At 59.3% G+C, this 20,524-nt stretch carries 17 protein-coding genes; 4 read left to right on the forward strand and 13 right to left on the reverse strand.

Going from position 1 to position 20,524, the window contains the following annotated elements:
* Positions 1-326: 326 nt before the first annotated feature.
* From ASD12_RS17330 to ASD12_RS17385, 12 genes are all read right to left on the reverse strand, one after another.
* Positions 327-1,235 (reverse strand): SMP-30/gluconolactonase/LRE family protein, encoded by a 909-nt coding sequence (locus ASD12_RS17330; RefSeq protein ID WP_056588599.1) that lies wholly within the window; start codon positions 1,233-1,235, stop codon positions 327-329.
* Between the two features lie 194 nt (positions 1,236-1,429).
* The gene (locus tag ASD12_RS17335) at positions 1,430-2,425 is read right to left on the reverse strand and encodes an ABC transporter permease (protein ID WP_056588560.1); all 996 of its coding nucleotides are present in this window, start codon (positions 2,423-2,425) and stop codon (positions 1,430-1,432) included.
* Positions 2,425-3,387 (reverse strand): ABC transporter permease, encoded by a 963-nt coding sequence (locus ASD12_RS17340; RefSeq protein WP_056588561.1) that lies wholly within the window; start codon positions 3,385-3,387, stop codon positions 2,425-2,427. The genes ASD12_RS17335 and ASD12_RS17340 overlap by 1 nt, the downstream gene beginning before the upstream one ends.
* A complete protein-coding gene (locus tag ASD12_RS17345; RefSeq protein WP_056588564.1) occupies positions 3,384-4,907 on the reverse strand; it encodes a sugar ABC transporter ATP-binding protein in 1,524 nt (507 codons plus the stop codon). The genes ASD12_RS17340 and ASD12_RS17345 overlap by 4 nt, the downstream gene beginning before the upstream one ends.
* Positions 4,908-4,967: 60 nt before the next feature.
* On the reverse strand, positions 4,968-6,083 hold the full coding sequence (locus ASD12_RS17350; protein WP_082525494.1) for a sugar ABC transporter substrate-binding protein: 1,116 nt from the start codon (positions 6,081-6,083) through the stop codon (positions 4,968-4,970).
* Between the two features lie 131 nt (positions 6,084-6,214).
* Complete coding sequence (locus tag ASD12_RS17355) at positions 6,215-7,162, reverse strand: ABC transporter permease (RefSeq protein ID WP_082525495.1); 948 nt, start codon at positions 7,160-7,162, stop codon at positions 6,215-6,217.
* On the reverse strand, positions 7,159-8,697 hold the full coding sequence (locus ASD12_RS17360) for a sugar ABC transporter ATP-binding protein (protein ID WP_162252256.1): 1,539 nt from the start codon (positions 8,695-8,697) through the stop codon (positions 7,159-7,161). Before ASD12_RS17360 ends, ASD12_RS17355 begins: the two co-directional genes overlap by 4 nt.
* Before the next feature lie 107 nt (positions 8,698-8,804).
* Positions 8,805-9,965, reverse strand: coding sequence for a substrate-binding domain-containing protein (locus ASD12_RS17365; RefSeq protein WP_082525497.1), 1,161 nt, complete (start codon positions 9,963-9,965; stop codon positions 8,805-8,807).
* A gap of 57 nt (positions 9,966-10,022) precedes the next feature.
* Entirely contained in the window at positions 10,023-11,513 is a 1,491-nt protein-coding gene (aldA, locus tag ASD12_RS17370; RefSeq protein ID WP_056588575.1) for an aldehyde dehydrogenase, read from the reverse strand.
* Between the two features lie 41 nt (positions 11,514-11,554).
* Complete coding sequence (gene pdxA / locus ASD12_RS17375) at positions 11,555-12,586, reverse strand: 4-hydroxythreonine-4-phosphate dehydrogenase PdxA (RefSeq protein WP_082525498.1); 1,032 nt, start codon at positions 12,584-12,586, stop codon at positions 11,555-11,557.
* 225 nt (positions 12,587-12,811) lie between these two features.
* Positions 12,812-13,906 carry a four-carbon acid sugar kinase family protein gene (locus ASD12_RS17380; RefSeq protein ID WP_056588579.1) on the reverse strand — a complete coding sequence of 365 codons (1,095 nt, stop codon included), beginning with the start codon at positions 13,904-13,906 and terminating at the stop codon, positions 12,812-12,814.
* On the reverse strand, positions 13,893-14,810 hold the full coding sequence (locus tag ASD12_RS17385) for a DeoR/GlpR family DNA-binding transcription regulator (protein ID WP_348271725.1): 918 nt from the start codon (positions 14,808-14,810) through the stop codon (positions 13,893-13,895). The genes ASD12_RS17380 and ASD12_RS17385 overlap by 14 nt, the downstream gene beginning before the upstream one ends.
* A gap of 277 nt (positions 14,811-15,087) precedes the next feature.
* Here ASD12_RS17385 and ASD12_RS17390 point away from each other — a divergent pair, with 277 nt between their 5' ends.
* The 3 genes from ASD12_RS17390 (at position 15,088) to ASD12_RS17400 (ending at position 18,714) form a co-directional block, all read left to right on the forward strand.
* Positions 15,088-16,155 carry an ABC transporter substrate-binding protein gene (locus ASD12_RS17390; protein ID WP_056588583.1) on the forward strand — a complete coding sequence of 356 codons (1,068 nt, stop codon included), beginning with the start codon at positions 15,088-15,090 and terminating at the stop codon, positions 16,153-16,155.
* A gap of 73 nt (positions 16,156-16,228) precedes the next feature.
* On the forward strand, positions 16,229-17,710 hold the full coding sequence (locus tag ASD12_RS17395) for a sugar ABC transporter ATP-binding protein (RefSeq protein ID WP_056588585.1): 1,482 nt from the start codon (positions 16,229-16,231) through the stop codon (positions 17,708-17,710).
* A 2-nt stretch (positions 17,711-17,712) separates the two neighbouring features.
* The gene (locus ASD12_RS17400) at positions 17,713-18,714 is read left to right on the forward strand and encodes an ABC transporter permease (protein WP_056588587.1); all 1,002 of its coding nucleotides are present in this window, start codon (positions 17,713-17,715) and stop codon (positions 18,712-18,714) included.
* Between the two features lie 112 nt (positions 18,715-18,826).
* Here the strand turns inward: ASD12_RS17400 and ASD12_RS17405 are convergent, their stop codons facing one another.
* The gene (locus tag ASD12_RS17405) at positions 18,827-19,663 is read right to left on the reverse strand and encodes an NAD(P)-dependent oxidoreductase (RefSeq protein ID WP_244482878.1); all 837 of its coding nucleotides are present in this window, start codon (positions 19,661-19,663) and stop codon (positions 18,827-18,829) included.
* Between the two features lie 40 nt (positions 19,664-19,703).
* Between ASD12_RS17405 and ASD12_RS17410 the strand changes: the two genes are divergently transcribed.
* Positions 19,704-20,330, forward strand: coding sequence for a TOBE domain-containing protein (locus ASD12_RS17410; protein WP_244482879.1), 627 nt, complete (start codon positions 19,704-19,706; stop codon positions 20,328-20,330).
* The last annotated feature ends 194 nt before the right edge of the window (positions 20,331-20,524 follow it).

A 20,524-nucleotide genomic window follows, 5' to 3' on the forward strand; every position in this document is an offset into this window, starting at 1 on the left:
CGAGTTTTCCAGCCGCATGATCAGGCTTGTCGAAGCCTTGATGCTGTTTTTGACGTTTTAGGTTTCCTGCCGCGTATGAAGCAACCAGGAATTCGTCAATGGGAAATCTGGCTTGACGATTGCTGACCGAGGCAAAGTCGCAGAAAGGGCAGTAGGGAACTCTGCGACGGGTTGTTATCGACCTGGCAACACCGTCCTGGCTGGCCTTTCTTATCGCAATCGGTATGTCGCTCAGCGTGTAATCGAGCATCTGGAGCAGAATTCGACTATCCAACACAAATTGTTTCCCGTGCTGTTGGCAGCCGCGCGGATGGAATCTTCCTTGCTCAGCAGAACTGTAATCCTGTTGTGTTGAGATAGACGGCATAGAGCGAGCTGCTGGCGGCGATGAACAGGAGATTTCGTTGGGGTCCGCCAAAGCACACATTGGCGACAGTCTCCGGGACAAGAATCTTGCCAAGAAGCGTGCCGTCCGGCGCAAAGCAGTGCACGCCGTCGCCAGCTGACACCCATAGGTTGCCGTCGACATCGATCCGAAAACCATCAGGGATGCCGGGATCGATCTCGGCAAAGATGTGACCATTCGAAAGGCGACCGTCTTCGCCCACATCAAAGCAACGGATATGGTGCGGTTTATCCCGGCCGTGGGAACGGCCGCTGTCGGCGATGTACAGATGTGCCTCGTCAGGGGAGAAGGCAAGGCCGTTCGGCTTGTCGAAGTCGCCGGCGGCTACCGCTAGCGTACCTGACTTGGGATCAAGGCGGTAGACGTTGCAGGCACCGATCTCACTGGGAGCTTTGTAGCCCTCATAGTTGCTCAGGATGCCGTAGGGCGGATCGGTGAACCAGACAGTATCGTCGGATTTGACCACCACATCGTTGGGAGAATTGAGACGTTTGCCCTCGAGGCGATCGGCCAGGATCGTGATGCTGCCGTCATACTCGGTGCGCGTGACGCGCCGCTGCCCATGTTCGCAGCTGATGAGGCGTCCCTGCCGGTCGCGCGTATTGCCGTTGGAGAAATTCGAAGGATAGCGGAAAACGGAAACATTCTCCGTCACTTCGTCCCACTTCAGCATCCTGTTGTTGGGAATGTCGCTGAAGAGCAGAAAGCGGCCATCGGCGAAGTACACTGGCCCTTCGGCCCAGCGCATTCCAGTATGGAGTTTCTCGAGCTTGCACAGAGGGATAATGAAATCTTGAAAGCGGTGATCAAGAACCTCGTAGTATGTCATTTTGACATGCCTTGCTTGCTGGTTGCCTTGCCGACCGACCGGCCCCAGTTTGGGCTTGCACTCGGCCTGATGGAACATTTCAATGTCGCGAAATGCCTGCGCAATTCGCGCTCGGCGCCCTCGGTCTCATGGCCTTGATGGCCTCACGGACGTGGACATGGCATCTTCACTGCATCTCTGACCGCCATTGGTTTTCAGATGCCTTCCTTCTTGTTAGTGAGACCGTGGACCAGCAGCATGACCAGGATGATCGCGCCGAAGATCATCTCGCGCGCGGCAGGGGGCATTTGCATGACCGATAGGATCGACGACAGAAGCGTGATGAAGATGGCACCGGCGAACGTGCCGATATAGTTCCCTCGGCCGCCCTGAATCGAGGTTCCCCCAATCACCACGGCCGAGATCACCGGCATGAGATAAGGGTCCCCCATGCCCTGATAGGCCTGATTGGTATAGCCTAGCAGGAGGATGGCGCCGAAACTGGAAAACACCCCGGCAAGGACGAAAGTCGCCACCATCACCAGACGAACCTTCGCCCCGGCGAGAAACACGGCACGTCGCGAATTGCCCAGCGCGTAGAGATAGTTTCCATAAACGGTGCGTTTGAGAACCCAGATCGTGATCGCCGCGACCACCAGCCAAACGAGAAAAGCATTGGGGATGCCGAAGGTACGGCCGGTCGCCGCCTGCGTCGCCAGCCAGGGGACCTCACCGTTGGGACGGCTGTTGCCGGTGTAGAAAACCGCAGCGCCAAGCAGCATGGCGTTGACGGCCAGCGTCCAGACCATCGCAGGCACGCGAAAGACGGCAACACCGATGGCGTTCAAGAGCCCGACTGCAACGCCAAGGCACAGGCCCAGTGGGATTGCCAGGCTGGCGACCAAGGGATTGGAGCTGCCAGAGGCCGAGATGACGACAATCGCCGTGCCAGTAATGGTCCATGGCACCGAAAGGTCGATCTCGCCGAGCAGGATCACCAGCATGGCACCGGTGGCGATGATGCCAAGAAAGGCGGCAATCTGAAGCTGTTGTAGAATGTAGCCGGGCTTCAGGAAGCCGGGATACAGCAGGGAACCACCCAGCAGCAGAGCGACGCAGCCCAGCGCGATCAGCAGGACCGATACACGGTCTCGGTTGAGCCAGCGGGAGGATTTGCGGGATCTAACGGTTCGCTCAGTTGCATCAGTCATCAGCGGTACAACTCAAGCCGGCTGCGCACTCGGAAAACGCCGAGCGCGCCGAGTGCAATTGCAGTTGCGAGGATCAATCCCTCGAAGAACGGTTGCGCCAATGGCGGCAGGCCGGAGAAGAACATCAGCGACGAGATGGTCTTTAGGATCAAAGCGCCGATCACTGCGCCGATGGGGCTGCCAACACCACCGCTCAGCGCAACACCGCCCAACACGACGGCGGCGATCGAGTTCAGCGTGTAGGACGGCGCAATATTAGGATCGCCAGTAAGCGTAACCATACTGACATAGGTGCCGGCCAGAGCTGCGACAAAGCCGCTGCTGCCGTAGGCGACGAGCTTGAGCCGGTTCACGCGAAGGCCGGTCATATAAGCCGACTGTTCCGACGACCCGATGGCATAGAGGCCGAGGCCGACGGCCGTGCGGCGCAGAAGGACCAGCAATACGACGAGAACGATGACAAGAATGACCGCCGAAACCGGGATGCCCGCCACTGCATAGGTGAGCGCGTCCGACATTGTCTCATCAATGCTGCCTCCAGGCGTTGGCCTCAGAAGCAGGGCGATGCCGCCGAATATGCCACCCGTCGCCAGGGTCGTGACGATCGGCTGCACCCCGCCGTAGACGACCGCGATCCCGTTCACCAGCCCGCAGGCCACCCCGACGGCGAGCACCACCACCATACCAAGGGCAATCGAGGTGGGAGATCCGTTGAGGAGGAAGGATCCCATGACGTTGGTCAGCGCAATAATTGACCCTACCGATAGGTCTATGCCCTTGACCAAAACGACAAAGAACTGGGCGATCGCGGCGAGCCCAAGCAGCGTCCCTTGGTTCGACCAGATGGTAACCACATAGGTCGAAAAGCCGCGTGGATGAATGGCGATATAGCCAGCGAAAAGTATCACCAGCGCGAGCGCGGCAATGGTTTCCCTGGCATTTTGGCGAAGCCAGGTCATCATGCCTGGGCCTCGGCGTGAAGGTGCACGTTCATCGAGGCGGCGATGAGTGCATCGGCGGACAGGTGATCCCCCGTTAGTTCCTTGGCCACACTGCCATGGTAGAAGACGTACACCCGATCGCACAGGTGGATAAGTTCTTCATAGTCGGTCGATTGCAAGATCACGGCCATTCCGTCGGCCGCCAGATCCGTGAGCAGCCTGTAGATCTGGGCCTTGGTCGGCAGGTCAATGCCGCGGGTAGGGTCCATCAGCAGCAGACATTTGGGCGACAGCACAAGCCATTTGGCCAGTACCACCTTCTGCTGGTTGCCGCCCGACAGCGTCGCGACGGGATCGTCCAGCGAACCGTAGGTCAGGGCCAGGCGTTCGATCAGTTCTTGCAGCCGGGCCTCGCTACCGCCGTTCAGGTCAAGCAGGCCGAGGGGGGCCCGCCCAAGAACCGCCAAGCGCATGTTTTGCGCGACCGACATGCTGGGGATCAGCCCCTCGGTCTTGCGATCCTCAGGCACGAGCGCCAGACCGATATCGGATTGTTTCACCCTCGGCGGCTGAAGACCATTCAACCGCTTGCCATTGAGCGTGATGCGGCCTGTCACTCCGCGCAGCACACCGAAGACAGCATGCATGATCTGCTGCTGGCCCTGTGCGTCCAAACCGCCGAGCCCGACAATCTCGCCCGCCCGCGCTGCCAGGGATACATCGACAAGCTGGCTTCCCCAACTGACGTTTGACACATCCAGAACGACCGGCGCCGTGTCTGGCACGGGCGCGCGGCGCGGTGGAAAGAGCTCTTCCAGCGAGCGGCCGATCATGAGGCCGACGATCTCATCGGTCGTGCGCGCGCCAACGTCGAAGGTCTCGATATGTCTGCCATTGCGGAAGACGGATATGCGGTCGGCGATGGCGTCGACCTCGTGCATGCGATGCGAAATGAAAAGGATCGCGACACCTTGCTCCTTCAGCATTTTCAGGACACCGAACACCGTTTCGACGAGCTCGCTGGTCAACGCTGACGTCGCCTCGTCAAGGATAAGAAGCTTGGGTTTGCGGAACACGGCCTTGGCGATTTCCACAAGCTGTCGTTCCGACAGGGACAGGCCCGAAACGCGAGCGCCAAGCGGGATCGACTTGGCCCCGACAAGATCCAGGGCCTCGCGCGCTTCACGATAAACGCTGCGCTCTATCATCCCCATCCGGGTGCGCGGCGCCGCAAGCACTATATTGTCGCCAACCGAAAGATGCGGCATCAACGACAGCTCCTGGAACATGCAGACAGTGCCCTGTTCGGCCGCCTCCCGCGGGGAGGAGAAGCGCACCGTCTTCCCGCCGATGGAGATCGTTCCGGCGTCCGGCTGGATGACACCAGCCAACAATTTCATAAGAGTCGATTTGCCTGCGCCATTCTCGCCGAGAATGGCGTGCACGCGTCCCGGCTCGCAGCGGAAATCCACTGTGGTCAGCGCTGGAACGCCGCCATAGGATTTTGACACCGATTTCAGTTCAACATAGCGATCTGCCATGCGCGCTCCGTTGCTGCCGACCTGGCCGGCCTAAACGCCGGCCAGGTTCGTGTCATAAGCTCAATTGGCGTTCTCGGCCGTCTGGCCTTTCAGCTCATCGGGCGTGAACACGGGGAAACACTGCGGAAAGCCGGTGGCCGTGTAGAAGGTCTTTGGCAGATCGGGGAAAAAGTCCTTGCCTTCTGCCAGATCCGCATTGTTCTTCTGGGGGATTGGCAGGAACACCTTCTGCGGCAGCGCATTGCCCTCCAACAACACGACCGAGGCCTCCAGCGCCATAGCGGCCAGCGCCGGCGCCTGGGCAGCCGTGATGCCGGGATACTTGCCCTTGTTGACCAGCATCCGCGTGCCGTTGCCGGCATCGAACCCGACCGGGACGACCGGGTGCTTCGCCGCGGCCATCGCCTCGAGTGCGCCAACCGAGCCCTCTTGAACAACAATTCCATCAAAATTGCCGTTGGTCGCAATGGCGTCGGATGTCACCTTCGAGGCCGTGCCCACATCCCAGTCGCCCTCGACCTTGACCACCTTCAGCTCGGGATACTTGGAGAAGACCTCGCTGAATCCCGCTTGGTTGTCACGGTCGACGCTGTTGCCTGGGACGCCGTCGATTTCGAGAACCTGACCTGAAACATTGCCCTTCTTGGCCTTGATGCCATCAACCACGGCCTGCGCCTTGATCCGGCCAAGTTCGACCTGATCTTCGTTGATCTGCACGACCTGGTTTGAGTCGAGCACGTTGTCATAGGTCACCAGCACCACGCCTGCTTGCTTGGCGCGCCTCACCACCGCGTCGAAGGCGGTGGGATTGACGGCATTGATGACCACGGCGTCGTAGCCGGCGGCGATGAAGTTGTCGATCGCGGCGATCTGCGCCGTGGAATCGTTGCCAACCGAAATGATCTTCAGCTCGGACAGCTTGGATTTGATTTCGGGACGGGCGCCCCAGGCTTTGGCGGTCTGAATGGAATTGGCACGCCAATCGTTGCCGACATATCCGTTGACCAAGGCAATTTTGTAGGGCCCGGACTTCTTCGGATAGGAGATCACCGAGGCGTTGTTTGGAGCCGGAGCATAGCAGTCGGGCTTGTAGGTGTCTTGCGCCCAGGCACTGGTGAACATTGCGGTAGATGCAGCCAAAGCACCCAACATCAGAAGCGTCATACGTCTAGTCATTTCACTTTCCTCCCTGTTTCTCCAGCGACGCTGGTTTTCAAACTGAAACTGAACTTTCCTCCGCCACGGCTACCGCTGTGGAGGCCGAATTCTGGAATGCGTGCATATGGTCGGATCATCGAGTCTGCTCCTCAACGCCGGTTCAACGAGACGGCAATGATGATGATGGCTCCCTTGATGACCTCCTGGATGCTGGTCGAAAGACCGAGCACGAGAAGACCGAACCCGAGAATGCCAATGAAGATTGCGCCGACGACGGAACCGACGATTGATCCATAGCCGCCAAAGAGACTTGTCCCGCCTATGATCACGGCCGCGATCACATCCAGTTCGAGACCCGCTCCCAGGCTGGGATTGCCGGCCGTGGAGCGGGCCGCGAGCATCAGCCCGGCAAGGGATGCGGTCATGCCGCACAACACAAAAGCGAAGATTTTCACGCCGTCCGTGCGCACACCGGAAAAGCGCGCGGCAACAGCATTTCCACCGGTCGCATAAACACGCCGGCCGTAGGGCATCTGATGCAGCAGGTAGTAGCCGGCGGCCGTAAGGACGATCGTCCACCAGATCGGTGCCTGAACGCCCAGAAAACCGCTGTTCCAGAACAGATTAGAAAAATCATCATCAACGATCGACACTGGCCTGGTGCCGGTGATGGTCAGCGCCAGTCCCGAAAAGATAGACAACATGCCAAGCGTTACGAGAAACGATGGAATGCGCAGTTTTGTAACGAGCAAGCCCGACACTGCTCCGATCGCGGCCCCGGCGCCCAAGACCAGCAGCGCGGCGACATAGGTCGGGACACTTTGATCGAGCAGCAACGCTCCGATCATCCCTGAAAAGCTGGCAACCGACCCGACCGACAGGTCGATTTCACCGCAGATGATGACGAACGTCATGCCGATCGCCATCACGGAGACGATGGCCGTGATGCGCAGAACCGCGCTTGCGGTTGAGACCGACGCAAAGTGGGGGGCGAACAAGACGAAATAGAGGGTGATCGCCAAGAAGATCACATAGGTGATGTGATCGCGGAAAAAATTCATCGCACTTGCGCTCATCGGCATCGAGGACGGTTTCATGCTGCAACTCCCTGGGCGCGTGCGCTGGTTTGTCTGGCGGCCTCGGCCTGCAGCAAGGCGCGCAGCCCAGTCTCGTCGTGCGCGCAGGCGATGCGGCGGGTTATCCGCCCCTGCGCCATCACCAGAATGCGATCGGACAAATCCAGGAGTTCCTCGAGTTCCGAAGAAATGAGCAGCACGGCGACGCCTTCGCTGGCTGTGCGACGCACAAGCTCGCGCATATCGCGCTTGGCATTGACGTCGACGCCGGAGGTTGGCTCATCGAGGATCAATAGCTTCGGCTTCATTGCCAGCCATTTTGCGAAGACAATCTTCTGCTGATTGCCGCCCGAAAGCTCCTGGGCTTTCTGTAAGGGGCCGCGGCAAAGGATATTGAGGTCGTCGCGGTATTGTCTGAACAGAGCCGTTATCCGGGCCTTTGCCATCGGCCCAAAGCGACCTGCCAGCGAGAAATCGGAAAGGCGAGGAAGCGCGAGGTTCTCCTCGATTGAGCGCCCGCCAACAAGCCCTTCGAGCCGACGGTCTTCTGGAACAAGCGCGACACCAGCAGCGATCGCTCTGCTGACGCTGCCCGGCCGAACGGGTTCTCCTGCGACAGTGATATGGCCGGATACGTCCGATAGGATGCCGAACAAAGCCTTGCCCAAGGTCGAGCGGCCGCTGCCGACAAGCCCGGCAAGGCCGACGATCTCGCCTGGATCGATCGAGAGCGATATGTCGGACAGCTTGCGCGACGTGGCTAGATCGCGGACCTCAAGAGCTGGCGTCCCGACCGGCGTCGCCGGGGGGCGTTTCGCGGGCGCGGCAGCGGTAGGCAAAGGCGATTCGCCCTTCGGCCGCGACATCATCGCTGCGATATTCTCGATGGATGTCTTGCTTGGATCAAGCGGGCCAACCAGTCGCCCATCCTTGATGATCGAGATGCGATCCGAAAGCCGCAGCACATCCGCCATGCGATGGCTGATGTAGACGATACCGATCCCGTTCTGCTTGAGCTGGCCGATGGTGCGAAAAAGCGTTTCTTCCTCGTGGATGGTCAGAGATGAAGTCGGCTCATCCATTACGAGCAGCTTGGCGCCCCGTGAGATCGCCTTGAGGATCTCGACCATCTGCCGTTGGGCGAAGGCCAGGTCGCCCACACGCGCTGAAGCATCAAGCGAGAAGGCATAGCGCTCGATCAGAGCCTGGGCATCGCGAACCATTGTTCTGGCGTCGACGCGCAGGCCGAAGGCGAGCGGCTCGCGAAGGATGAACAGGTTTTCGGCAACCGAGCGGTTCGGCAAGACACTCAGTTCCTGGAAGATCATTGCAATACCGCGGTCGATCCTCTCGCGAAGCGACAAGGCGGTGACGTCCTCTCCGGCGAACAGAATGCGGCCTTCATCTGTTCGGTAGGCTCCCATGAGAATCTTCATGAGAGTCGATTTGCCCGCGCCGTTCTCGCCGAGCAGCGCGTGCGTTTCACCGGCCATGACCTCGAACGAAATATCAGACAGCACGCGGTTCGCGCCAAACGACTTGCTGATGCGTTGCATCGCTACGATCGCGTTCTGGGACGTTGAAGTTTTGGCTTCGACCATGACGATTTCTCGATCGCTTGGGGAGCGTCGGCGGACAACTGGAGCCCGCCGACGAAAAGTGGCTAGAAGCATTCGCCGTTGCAGATTTTTACCACCGAGGCGGGAGCATCTTCCTTGGTGACCTGCTTGAGAGCACTGAGAAGATCGAGTTTCTTGACACGCAACGTCGGCACCGAAATGTATGGCGGGACGTCATGTCCAAGCAATGCAAGCGCGGCCGCCTTGGCCTCGGCGACGCCCTGGTCGTAGGGACGCTGCGCGCCTACGGCCAGAAACTCGCCACGTGCAACGTTCAGCGCGCTGTCCGCTGCAATGTCATTCGTGGTGACGACGATATCGCGGCCGAGTGTCTTTGCCGCGGCCACGACCTGCTGGGCGGGCGTGTCCCAGGCAACGAAAATACCCTTCATGTCAGGGTGGGCCGTCAACATTGCGGTGGCAACCTCGTAAGCCTTCTCTGGCGCAGTGAAGGTGCCGACATCCGCGACCTTGATGTCGGGATGTTCGCCGAACGCCTTCAAGGCACCAACCTTGCGGGCTGCGACGGAGTAGTAATAGTCATAAACCAGCGTGATGATGCCGACCTCGCCCTTGCCGCCAATCGCCCCGACAAGTTCCTGCGCGGCGAAATAGGCGTTCTTCTCATTGTCGGAGGCGACTACGGTCACATAGTCTTTGCCCGGCGCCATATCGACGGGGACGTTGTCCATGAAAACCAGCTTGATGCCGGCTGCCGCCGCCTTCTTGTAGGCTTCGGACTCAGACTTCGGATCGATCGGGATCGAGAAGATCACGTCCGGCTTGCGAGCGATCATCTGCTCCAGATCGCTGATTTGCTGCCCAGGCTGGAACTTGGCGTCGGTGGTTCCGACAACTTCGATGCCCAGGTCCTTGAGTGTGTTGCTGATTCCGGAGACTTGCAACTGAGGCCAGCCGGCATCCATGGTGTGCATCACCAGTCCAGCGGTAAACTTTCCCGCCTTGAGCTTGGCAAGGTCCTCATCGGAGAATTTCAGCACATCTGGTGACAGCGCCGGCGGACCGTCCGGGAAGCCTGGGACGGGTTGGCCCCTCGGCGACAAGGGCAGCGGCTCGAGCAGAGCTTTTGCTTCCGGTGGAATGGTGTCATCGGCGAGCGCCGACGATGCGGCCAATCCCGATAGTGCCAAGGCCAAAGCGGCCGCCATGAATCCACGATAGTGCATTTTATTCCTCCCGATCATATAAACGGCCGTATCGGCCGGGTGGCGACCTGATTGGTCTTACCGGTTGGGCGCTGTTCAGCGCCCGTAAGGCATCAATGCCGCGGTCGCGGCACCCGAGTAATTCACGTAGACCGTCTTTTTGCGCATGTAGCTTTCGAGCCCATGCACGCCGTCGTCACCGCCCAGGCCGCTTTCGCGGAAGCCGACATGGAAACCCTGCAGCATTTCCGGTCCAATCCGGTTCACGTAGATCTCACCGAACGAAACCTCGTTGACGGCGTTCATGACGCGGCCCAGATCATTGGTGAAAAGATAGGCCGACAGGCCATAGTTGCTGGCATTGGTGACGCTAACCGCCTCCTCGAAGGTGTCGAAGGGCATGATCGGTACGACCGGGCCGAAGATCTCGCGCGTCATTATCGGCATGTCAGGCGTGACGTCGGTCAGTACGGTCGGATTGAGCCAGTAGCCGCCATCGATGGGCGCCTTGGTCGGGCGCCCGCCGGCGAGAGCAAGCCTCGCGCCGCCCGCGACGGCTTCTGCAAGGACCGCCTCGACCTTTTCCAACTCTTCACGGCTGACTTTCGGGCCGATATCTGTATTTGCCTGCATCGGATCACCGACGACGAGCGACTTGGAGAATTCCACAAAGCGTGTGACGAACTGATCGTAAATCGAACGGTGAACGAGCGTGCGTTCGTTGCATATGCAGACCTGTCCGCAATTCATGTAGCGCGACGTGGCTGCGGAACGAACCGCCAGTTCGAGATCGGCATCAGCCAGGACGATGAATGGCGCCTTGCCGCCAAGCTCCAGCGAAACAGGCGTCAGATTACGCGAAGCATTTGCCATGATGCGCTTGCCGGTCGGTACGCTTCCAGTCATGGTGATGAGGTCGACGCCGGGTTCCGTGCAGAGCACTTCGCCTATGGTTTCACCTCGTCCCGTTATGATGTTCACCACGCCGGCTGGCACGCCCGCTTCTACAAAGATGCGAGCCATTTCGAGCGCCGAAAGTGGCGTGTCTTCATGCGGTTTGAGGACGATGGTGTCGCCGGCGATCATGGCGGGCGCCACCTTGCGGCTGACCAGGGCGCTCGGGTAATTCCATGGAATAATGGCGGCGACGACGCCTACCGGCACGCGCTGTATCCAGACCTGCTCTCCCGCGTAGTCGGATGGCAGGATCTCACCTTGAATGCGACGGGCAAACTCGGCGTAGTAGTCGAAGAACTCGGCCGCGCCGCCGACTTCACCTATTGCTTCATTGATCGGTTTGCCTTGTTCCCTGACCACCACCTCGGCCAGACGCCGGGCGTTCTGCCGGATCAGGACCGCGATCCGCTTCATGATCGCCGCACGGGCAAGAGGTGATTTGAGCCCCCAAGACTTCTGTGCCATGCGGGCGGCTTCTATCGCCTGGCGAGCCTGATCCGGGCTTGCCTCGGGCACGTCGACAAAGGCCTTGCCATTGGCCGGATTGATCACCGATCGCATACCGGCTTCGCCGGTGACAAACTTCCCGTCGATCAACATGAGATAGGATTTCTTGTCTTCTACTGCCATGGTTCAATCCGCTTCTGCGTGCGTTGCAGGCGTGCCGACGCCTAAAGGTTGGATTTTGCAGCGGCCATTTGGACCGCGAACTCGATCGCTTCGACCAGACTGTCCTCGTTGGCGATGCCCTTGCCTGCGATGTCGAAGGCCGTGCCATGGTCGACAGAGGTGCGGATGATCGGAAGGCCCAGCGTCACATTGACACCGGAGAGCGCTTTCCATTCACCGGTTGCGGGATCGACGTTGAAGCCGAGCAGTTTCACCGGAATATGGCCCTGATCGTGATACATCGCGACCACGGCGTCATACTGGTGGGCACGCAGTTTCACGAAGACCGTGTCCCCGGGAACAGGTCCCAACACCGTAAAGTCGGCGGACGTGTAGGAGGCGACGACCGGGGTCGTGATGTCGATATCCTCACGACCGAAGATGCCGCCTTCGCCGGCGTGCGGGTTGAGCGCGGCAATCGCAATACGGGGGTGGGCAACGCCAAGGCCTTGCAATGCCTCAACCGTCAACTGGATAACCCGCCGTAACCGAGGTTCGGTCAGTTTCGATGGAACGTGAGCCAGAGCCACGTGGGTCGAGACATGGCTGACACGAAAATCGCCATGGGCAAGCATCATCACGGAATCGCGGGCGCCTGTCAGTTCTGCCAACATGTCGGTATGGCCCGCATAATGATAGCCGGCCAGATTGAGCGCTTCCTTGTTGAGAGGAGCCGTGACGATGCCTGCAATCGAACCTGCCTGGGCCAGGCGAACAGCTTTTTCGATCGCCAGATAGGCAAGGCGCCCGCCTTCGGCTGACATGACGCCTGTCACTATGGGTGTTCGCTCGGGACCGGCTTCGAGAATAGCCACAGGCGGAAAAGTCCCGGCGGTCGACGCCGACGGCTCTTCCTCAGCAATAGCCCCGCAAATCGACTCCATTGCCCGCATCGCGGTTACGCTGCCGACAATGAGAAGCGACAGAGATCCATCTGCAAGCCGAGGCCTCAGCCGCGCACATGCCTTCGCGATGATCTCCGGGCCGATGCCCGCGGGATCACCCATTGTGATGCCGAGTCTTGGACCAGACATAAACGCCCTTAATCGGTCAATTGTGATCATGTTCTAATCCTTCCAACCATGAATGCGCAATAGTTTTCTTTTTCGGTCATTCGTAATCAGCTGCCGGGCGATATCGCCCCCGTTTTCCACCTATGTGGAAGCAGTCCCCGTTTTGTCGGCTCCTCAAACACGGTTTGACGTCATTTGACCGGCGGGAATGGACCCGCCGATGCTTCTGGCCGGCGATCGTGTTGATTAGCGGCGCGCGAGAGCCGCGAGCCTGCTGAAGAGCGCGCTGTCGCCGAAGGCACCCGACTTCGAAATAGTGGCTAGCCCTTCGAAAACGCCGCCTTTGATTCTGGAGATCGGAAGCCCCGGCTCAATCTCGCTTTCAACCATGAGTTCGACGACGCCAAGGCTGGAGCACACCGATCGCAATGTTTCGCCGCCAGTGACGAGCAGCGTTCCAGGCTTTGGCAAGCCGTCTAGAAGCGAGGCAAACACCTTGCCGATATGATCTGCCACCGCGTGGCGATCACCCGATGCAACGACGCTGACAACCGACGGCGCACCTCGCATGATCCGTTTCGCCAAATCCCTTTTCGCTTTGTCGATGTCGCGTCCCACAACGATATGCGCATCCGCATGCTTGGCCGCAAAAGAGGCCACCTGTCCCGCCGTGACTTCGTGATTTGTGCCGACAAGGCCCAGGAATGGGGCGGACAATGCCGGAACAGGCTTGTCTGGTATGCTCAGGTGCCGTGCCAGCGCTGCAGCCAGGCCGCCGGTACCAACCCAAAGCGTCCGCGGCGCGCTCGCCGTTGCAACAATTTCGTCAAGGTCCTTGTCCGTTTCGGCGTCGTAGAGTGTGATGAAATGAACTGGCCGCGCCCCCGGTGCCGACCGGCCAGACGAAAACCGCTGACCTAGGCCGGCGACGATGTCGGGACCTACCATTTCGGGCCGATCGAGCCGCCATTGATGCCCAAGGCGTGTAACACGGCCCTGAAATGGGAACGCAGGCGCGACAACAACGCGCTGGTACCCGCTCTCGACGATGCAGGCTTCTACTTCGGCGATGACGTGACCGCGCAAAAGGCTGTCGATCTTCTTGAAACTCAGCTGTCCGGCGGCAAGCCATGGCGCGAACCTCAAATGTCTCGCGACAGCCGTTGTCTCGGCGCCCTCACGTGTGGCGATATCGACAGCCAAACGGGCCGAGAGCGCACGATCCAGTTGCCAACTCACCCCAACGCCGTGGCCTGGCGAGGCGAAGCAAACCGCGCTATCCAGAGCGCCGGTCAGGTCGTCTGCTATGATCCGGATATCCACAGCCTCAAGAGCGCTCAACTGAAGAACCCGAACGGCTGACGCGCACGACTCGGACGTTCACATCGAGCGTCCGAAGATTCGTAAGATTGGCCTGATCGATGCCGTCATCGGTAATGACCTGGTGGATATCGGCCAGACGGCAGATGGTGCAGAAATTCGGAGTGGTGAATTTGGAATTGTCGGCAAGCACGACGACCCGGCGCGCCGCGGCGATCATCGCCTGCTTCATCGCCGCGACCTCAAGCGAGGTCTCCGTGAGCATGTCTCCGGTGATGGCATGAGTGCCCAGAATGGCCACATCGGCGTGGATGGTGCGCAGGAAATTCTCACCAGGCTGCCCAACCAGAGTTAGAGAACCCGGCTTGCAGGTGCCTCCAAGCATGACGAGGCGTACCCCCGGCACGGTTGCGAGTATCTGCGCGATCGCGAGACTGTTGGTGACGGCCGTAAGCGCAATGGGCGCTGCGGCGATGGCGCGCGCGACTTCCAGCACGGTCGTGCTTGCGTCGAAAATGACACTCTGCCCGGCGCGAAGTTCCGACATCATGGCCGCGCCTATGGCCTCCTTCTCAGCCCTGGCGAAGTGTGAGGCAGTGGCGAGATCCGGCTCGAAGGTGGCGAGTTCCGTGCGCTGAAGCATCGCACCGCCATGCGTTCGCTCCAATGCTCCTTGCCGTTCCAGTGTCTCGAGGTCGCGCCGGATGGTCGAAGGTGACGCGCCGATGAGATCGATGAGTTCCTGAACGCCGACGGTTCCTTCCCGTTTAAGGCATTCGAGAATGAAAGCATGGCGCTTGGCCGGAATCAGATCGACCCGTCCGCGCCCGCCATCGTCTTCCCATGACCCGGCGGACGCTGAGGGCCCCGTATCTTCCACCGCTGATTTTCGAATATTCCTTGCCACGTTCGTATCTCCGCACAATGCAGCAACGCGCTCGCCGGAATCATAGCGAGCCCAACCTCGCGAATATCACGAATTCATTCGGCGAGCCCACTGGTTTGTCATGGCGATGAGCGAATTCCTATCGCTTTTGGCCTTATTAGAATTATTTTGACTGATTTTGACCATATGTGATAAGCGATGATCGTCAATCATCGTCAATGGGCACTGACAAGTGCGCAGATCTTGTCAAAAAAATGGGAATTTAAGTCAGCGATTCAGAGCGCTTGGGCTCTGTTGCGAACCGGTTGGAGGAACCATGTCTTTCTTGTCGAAGCTGAAATCGGCCCTTATCGGCGCCGCTGCCGCGGCCTTCTTGTCAACGGCTGCCGTCGCTGCCGATGAACCCACTGTCGGCGTTGTCGTGCCGACCCTGGATGCGCAATTCTGGAACAGCTATGTCGCTTTCATGAAGAAGGGAGCCGACGAGCTTGGTGTAAAGCTCGTCGTCCTCAACGCCGACAACAAGCCTGACCAGATGGTCAAGTCGCTTGAGGATCTGGTGGCCCAGAAGGTCGACGGCATTGTTTTCACGCCCTATTGGGCCACTGCCGCTCGCGGGCTTACCTTGGCGAAGGAAGCCGAGATACCGGTCATCCTCACCGACAGCTATCCGGATTTTTCGCCTCAAACCGAGCGTTTCCCCAATTACATCGCCTTTATCGGGCCGAGCGATGAAGACGCCGGATACCAAATGGCCAAGGCGCTGTTCGCCGTGATCAAGCCGGGGCCTGATGGCAAGAAAGTAATCGGCGTGGTGAACGGCACCGCCGGCACCTCGGTCGCCATTGATCGCCGCAAGGGGCTGGAAGACGCTCTCAAGGAAGCGCCCGATGTGCGCGTCGCCGGCGAAGTCGATGGCAATTTCGTCCGTGATACGTCACAGACCGCATTTGAATCGCTCTTCCAGGGCAACCCCGACATCACCGGCGTCTGGGCCGCGAACGGCGGCACTGCGACCGGCGTGATGGCTGCGCTCAAGAACCAGGGGAAAGCGCCCGGCAAGGACGTTATGGTCGTCGGAATGGATCTCAACCCTGAGAATGTTGATGCGGTAAAGTCCGGGGATCTGCTTTTCGATATTGGCGGTCATTGGCTTCAGGGAGGCTTCGCCCTTGTCGCCCTTTTCGATCAGATCAAGGGTATTCCGGTTCCCCCGGGCGCTGACAATGTCAAGCTGAAGCTGCTGCCGCTGACCAAGGATCGCGTTGCGCAGTTCGAGAAGGACTTTCCTGGCGGCGTGCCGACATATGATTTCCGGCAGCACTCCCGCTTCTACAACAAGGACGCCAAGCCGGCCGTTTTCGAGATGCAATATAGCAACTGAACGTCCGATTGGGCCTGCCTGCAATCCCACGGTTGCAGGCAGGCTTTGCCTGGCATTTGGGCGTAGTCAATTCATGACACTTGCTGCGAGCGACCTGAGCAAAAGCTACGGCCAGACACGTGCCGTGGATGGCGTATCCGTGGTGCTCCGGCCCGGTATGGTTCACGCCATCGTCGGCGAAAACGGAGCTGGCAAATCGACGACCTTGCGTATGCTTGCGGGCGCAGAGCGGCCTGACAGCGGCGTTATGACGTTGGATGAAGCAAGCTATGCGCCACCAAGTGTTATCGGTGCGGCGGCCCTTGGCGTATCGCTTGTATACCAGGAAATCACCATCAACCGTTCGCTGACTGTCGCCGAAAACATCTTCATCGATCGTCTGCGACAGTTCGCCGGCCCTATCGGTCTTATCGATCGCAGACGTATGGAAGCCGCGGCGCAGACGATCCTGGAACGGATCAGCGCGCAAATATCGGTCTCTGCCGATACAGGCCGCCTCAATCTCGGCGAGCTGAAATGCATCGAGATCGCCCGAGCGCTGTCTACAAATCCGAAAATCCTCCTTCTCGACGAATCCACCGCCTATCTCGATCATCGAGAGGTTCAGGCGGTCCTTCGCGTCATCAGCGAACTCAAAGGGCAGGGGATGACCGTAGCCTTCGTTTCTCATCATCTCGACGAGGTGCTTGCCGTCGCGGATGAATTGACGATCCTGAAAGACGGGCAATATGTCGGAACATATCGCACGACCGAGATCGAGCCCAATGAAATTCATCGCCGCATGGTGGGGCGCGAGCTCGCGAGAAGTATCTATCCGCCGCGGCCGAGAGATACAGGCAAGCCTGTTGTCTTCGAAGCCTGCGACGTCGCCGTTGGGCGCGAACTCGGGGGCGTCAGCCTGAATGTGCATGCCGGCGAAATCCTCGGCCTTGCCGGATTGAAGGGCGCTGGCGCCGAAGCGCTGTTCGCGGCCATTTGCGGCGACTTACCCTTGCGTGGTGGCTCGATGAAGCTTGCGGGTGGTTCATACGCGCCGTCAAGCCCGACGTCTGCCTGGGGACAGGGCGTCGCTTATCTGCCGGGTGACCGTCACAATGAAGGTCTGATCGCCGACTTCAGTATCCTCGACAATCTTGTGATGGCCCGCCCGCCGCATCATGGGCCGTTCTTCCATCGCACCGCTGCCATTGCCATCGCGGGTGACCTCATCGCCCAGATCGGCATCAAGACGCACAGCGTCGATGCGTCCTGCCGTTCACTCTCGGGAGGCAACCTGCAAAAGGTGGTGATCGGCAAATGCTTGGCTGTCCAGCCACGTCTGCTCCTGCTCAACAATCCTACACGCGGCGTTGATATCGGCGCCCGCACGGAAATCTATCGCATCGTTAGGCAGAAGGCGGCGCAGGGCCTCGCCGTGATCCTGTCTTCAGAAGACATGCCCGAGCTGATCGGTATGTCGGACCGCTTGCTGGTGCTCCGGCAAGGACAAATTACGCATCGCATCGAGACGGCAGCCGATGCCACCGAGCATGACATCATTGGACATATGGCCTGACCATGGAAACGAACGAGACCTCGAGCGCCACCAAAACACCGAACGCAACCGGGGAACCTGGCGTCAATGCCAGCCGGTTCGAAGTCGTCAAACGCGGCTTTCCGCTTGCCATGCTCGTCCTGCTCATTGTGATCTTCTCGATAGCCTCGCCACGCTTCCTGACCTTCAGTAACCTTCTCATCGTGCTTCAGCAGGGCACGGTGCTGCTGGTTGCCGCCCTGGGAATGACCTTCGTCATCATGGCCGGTTCAATCGATCTTTCGGTCGGCTCAATTGTTGCACTCGCGGCATTGGCAACCGCATTGACAGCGGACAGCCTTGGCGCCGCGGCGATCATTCCCGCCATTGCTGTCGGTGCTGTTGCCGGATTGGTCAATGGCGTTCTCCTGGCCAAAGGCAAGGTGCCGTCCTTCATCGCAACCATGGGAGCGATGGTGGTCTATCGCGGCATCGTGCTTCTTTTCACCCGCGGCGCTCCTGTCTCGATCGAGGATGAGCAATTCCTGGATGTATATACCAATCGGACTTTGGGCATTCCGCATTCCGTGATCATTGGCTTGGTGCTGATGGTTATCGCGTATGGCATCATCAACAGGACGGTGTTCGGGCGCGAGGTTCGCGCAATCGGCGGTGGGGAACGTGTCGCCATTTTAACGGGCATTCAGGTCGCGCGGGTGAAAGTCTATATGTACGTGCTTCTCGGTGCCTTGTGCGGCATTGCAGGCTTGTTGCAAGGCGCGCGCGCCATGGCCGCCACCGCCCAGCTCGGGGAGGGGCTTGAACTAGACGTCATTGCAGCGGTGGTAGTCGGCGGAACACCATTGACTGGAGGCGTAGGCAGTGTTGTCGGTACCATGCTCGGCGTTCTGATAATCACGCTTTTGTCGAACGGAATGAATATGGCCGGCGTCGATCCGTACCTTCAGAATATCGTCAAGGGTACGGTCCTGGTCTGCGCCGTATTCGTGACCATTGATCGCAAGAAGATCGGCATCATTAAGTGATTGGGAAACATCCGCACGCAGCAGGAGGAGGTCTCACGTCTTGGAACCGAAGTGGTACACTCAACACCATGGGCCGAAGCTTTCTCAGCGCAGGAGACCGGCCACCCACCCATCATGAATGCGCAGACTTCGTTCGCCAATCATGCTCCTGTCGGAATCCTAAAAGCTCGCGCAGCTTGCGATTTGAGATTGGCCCCTCAAATTCGTCTATCGAACGCGTGATCGGCGTGCCTGGTGCATGCTTCTTGAGAAATTCTTCTGTTGGCGAGTCGGCGACGATGTTGTCGTTAACGGCATTAAAGACCTGGAATCCCAAACCGTCCTTCTCGATGCAAAGATGGACGATCTGGCCCAGATCGCGCGCGTCCATATAGGTCCAGCCGTCGCGCCGTCGTTTCGAGGCGTCCGCCAGAAACTCTGGGAAGCGGACATAATCTTGCGGTTCGACAACACCGCCTATTCTGAGGGCATAGATGTCAGATCCCGTGCGCGACGCGAAGGAGCGTGCGATCTTCTCGCCCAGGACCTTGGAAAGACCGTAGCTGTCGGTCGGATCGGTATCGTAGTCCTCTTCCACCGGAAACGATGTGAATTCGCGTTCGCCTTCGGCAAAACACACGCCATACACCGTCTCGCTGGAAGCGGTGACGATCTTGCGGATGCCGAGCTTGGTAGCGGCCTCGATCACATTGTAAGTCGACTGCAGATTGGCGGCGAACATGGCGTTGTCCGGCCGCAAGAATATCCGCGGGATCGCTGCGAAATGGATCACGGCATCGACCATGCCGCGGCCCTTTCCGCCTAAATATTCGTTGAACCCGAAATGCAGTGTCAGCGCGTTATAGGTTTCGCCGGCGCTTCGACTGGCGAAGGTCCCTAGGGAAGAGATTGTCTCGAGGGTGAAGGCGGCGGCCGAAATCCTTGGTCTGCAGGATCTGCTGGGCCGCATGCCGCGGCAGTTGTCCGGCGGCCAGCGCCAGCGTGTCGCCATGGGCCGCGCCATCGTGCGCGACCCGGCAGCCTTCCTGTTTGACGAGCCGCTCAGCAACCTCGATGCCAAGTTGCGTGTCAAGATGCTCGCCGAAATCAAGAAGCTTCACCAACGGCTCGGGCGCACCAGCATCTACGTCACGCATGACCAGAGCGAGGCTATGACGCTAGCCGACCGCATAGTGGTGCTGAACCGAGGTTGCGTTGAACAGATAGGTTCCCCTTCCGAGCTCTACGAGAACCCTGCCAACCTTTTCGTTGCGAGCTTTTCAGGCTCTCCGGAGATGAACCTGATCAAGGGCCGAATCGACAACGACGCATTCGTCGCCGAGCAGGGCTTGCGCTTACCCTTGCCGGTGGATGCTCAGATGGGCGACAGGGATGGGGTAGTCTATGGGATTCGTCCGCAGCACATTGCCGTTGGTGGCTACCACTCTCAGGCGAGGGTGCAAGTGGTCGAGCCGACCGGTGAGGCCCAGGAACTTACATTAAGTGCAGGTGGGGTCGACCTCGTGGCTGAGGTGCGGGATCAGCCGCCCTTCAAACTTGATCAGGAGGTTGGGTTGGAGATTATGGAGTCAAAGGTGCATCTGTTCGATGCTCGTAGTGGCACCAGGATTGCTTAGGACGCGCTGACGGGCCAAAAACAGCCCATCCCATCATGCCTTCGTCAGTTGCCACTTGCTGACTAGCGGAGACGCATTTGCGGTGAATCAAAGCTGGCCTCGTCCCTTGTGACTACAAATGTCACGAACGATGGCCATCCGCGGCCGCACCGAGGCGAAATCCGATGAAGCTTATGGCATCTCTCTGTCTGGCG

The organism is Mesorhizobium sp. Root102 (assembly GCF_001425625.1).
Taxonomy (GTDB): domain Bacteria; phylum Pseudomonadota; class Alphaproteobacteria; order Rhizobiales; family Rhizobiaceae; genus Mesorhizobium.

What these genes read in the sequence shown, in the direction of transcription:
- ASD12_RS17330 (WP_056588599.1), bottom strand. Translation starts at nt 1,235, where the DNA reads ATGACATACTACGAGGTTCTTGATCACCGCTTTCAAGATTTCATTATC.
- ASD12_RS17335 (WP_056588560.1), bottom strand. Translation starts at nt 2,425, where the DNA reads ATGACTGATGCAACTGAGCGAACCGTTAGATCCCGCAAATCCTCCCGC.
- ASD12_RS17340 (WP_056588561.1), bottom strand. Translation starts at nt 3,387, where the DNA reads ATGATGACCTGGCTTCGCCAAAATGCCAGGGAAACCATTGCCGCGCTC.
- ASD12_RS17345 (WP_056588564.1), bottom strand. Translation starts at nt 4,907, where the DNA reads ATGGCAGATCGCTATGTTGAACTGAAATCGGTGTCAAAATCCTATGGC.
- ASD12_RS17350 (WP_082525494.1), bottom strand. Translation starts at nt 6,083, where the DNA reads ATGACTAGACGTATGACGCTTCTGATGTTGGGTGCTTTGGCTGCATCT.
- ASD12_RS17355 (WP_082525495.1), bottom strand. Translation starts at nt 7,162, where the DNA reads ATGAAACCGTCCTCGATGCCGATGAGCGCAAGTGCGATGAATTTTTTC.
- ASD12_RS17360 (WP_162252256.1), bottom strand. Translation starts at nt 8,697, where the DNA reads ATGCAACGCATCAGCAAGTCGTTTGGCGCGAACCGCGTGCTGTCTGAT.
- ASD12_RS17365 (WP_082525497.1), bottom strand. Translation starts at nt 9,965, where the DNA reads ATGATCGGGAGGAATAAAATGCACTATCGTGGATTCATGGCGGCCGCT.
- aldA (WP_056588575.1), bottom strand. Translation starts at nt 11,513, where the DNA reads ATGGCAGTAGAAGACAAGAAATCCTATCTCATGTTGATCGACGGGAAG.
- pdxA (WP_082525498.1), bottom strand. Translation starts at nt 12,586, where the DNA reads ATGTCTGGTCCAAGACTCGGCATCACAATGGGTGATCCCGCGGGCATC.
- ASD12_RS17390 (WP_056588583.1), top strand. Translation starts at nt 15,088, where the DNA reads ATGTCTTTCTTGTCGAAGCTGAAATCGGCCCTTATCGGCGCCGCTGCC.
- ASD12_RS17395 (WP_056588585.1), top strand. Translation starts at nt 16,229, where the DNA reads ATGACACTTGCTGCGAGCGACCTGAGCAAAAGCTACGGCCAGACACGT.
- ASD12_RS17400 (WP_056588587.1), top strand. Translation starts at nt 17,713, where the DNA reads ATGGAAACGAACGAGACCTCGAGCGCCACCAAAACACCGAACGCAACC.
- ASD12_RS17405 (WP_244482878.1), bottom strand. Translation starts at nt 19,663, where the DNA reads ATGCGGCCCAGCAGATCCTGCAGACCAAGGATTTCGGCCGCCGCCTTC.
- ASD12_RS17410 (WP_244482879.1), top strand. Translation starts at nt 19,704, where the DNA reads ATGGGCCGCGCCATCGTGCGCGACCCGGCAGCCTTCCTGTTTGACGAG.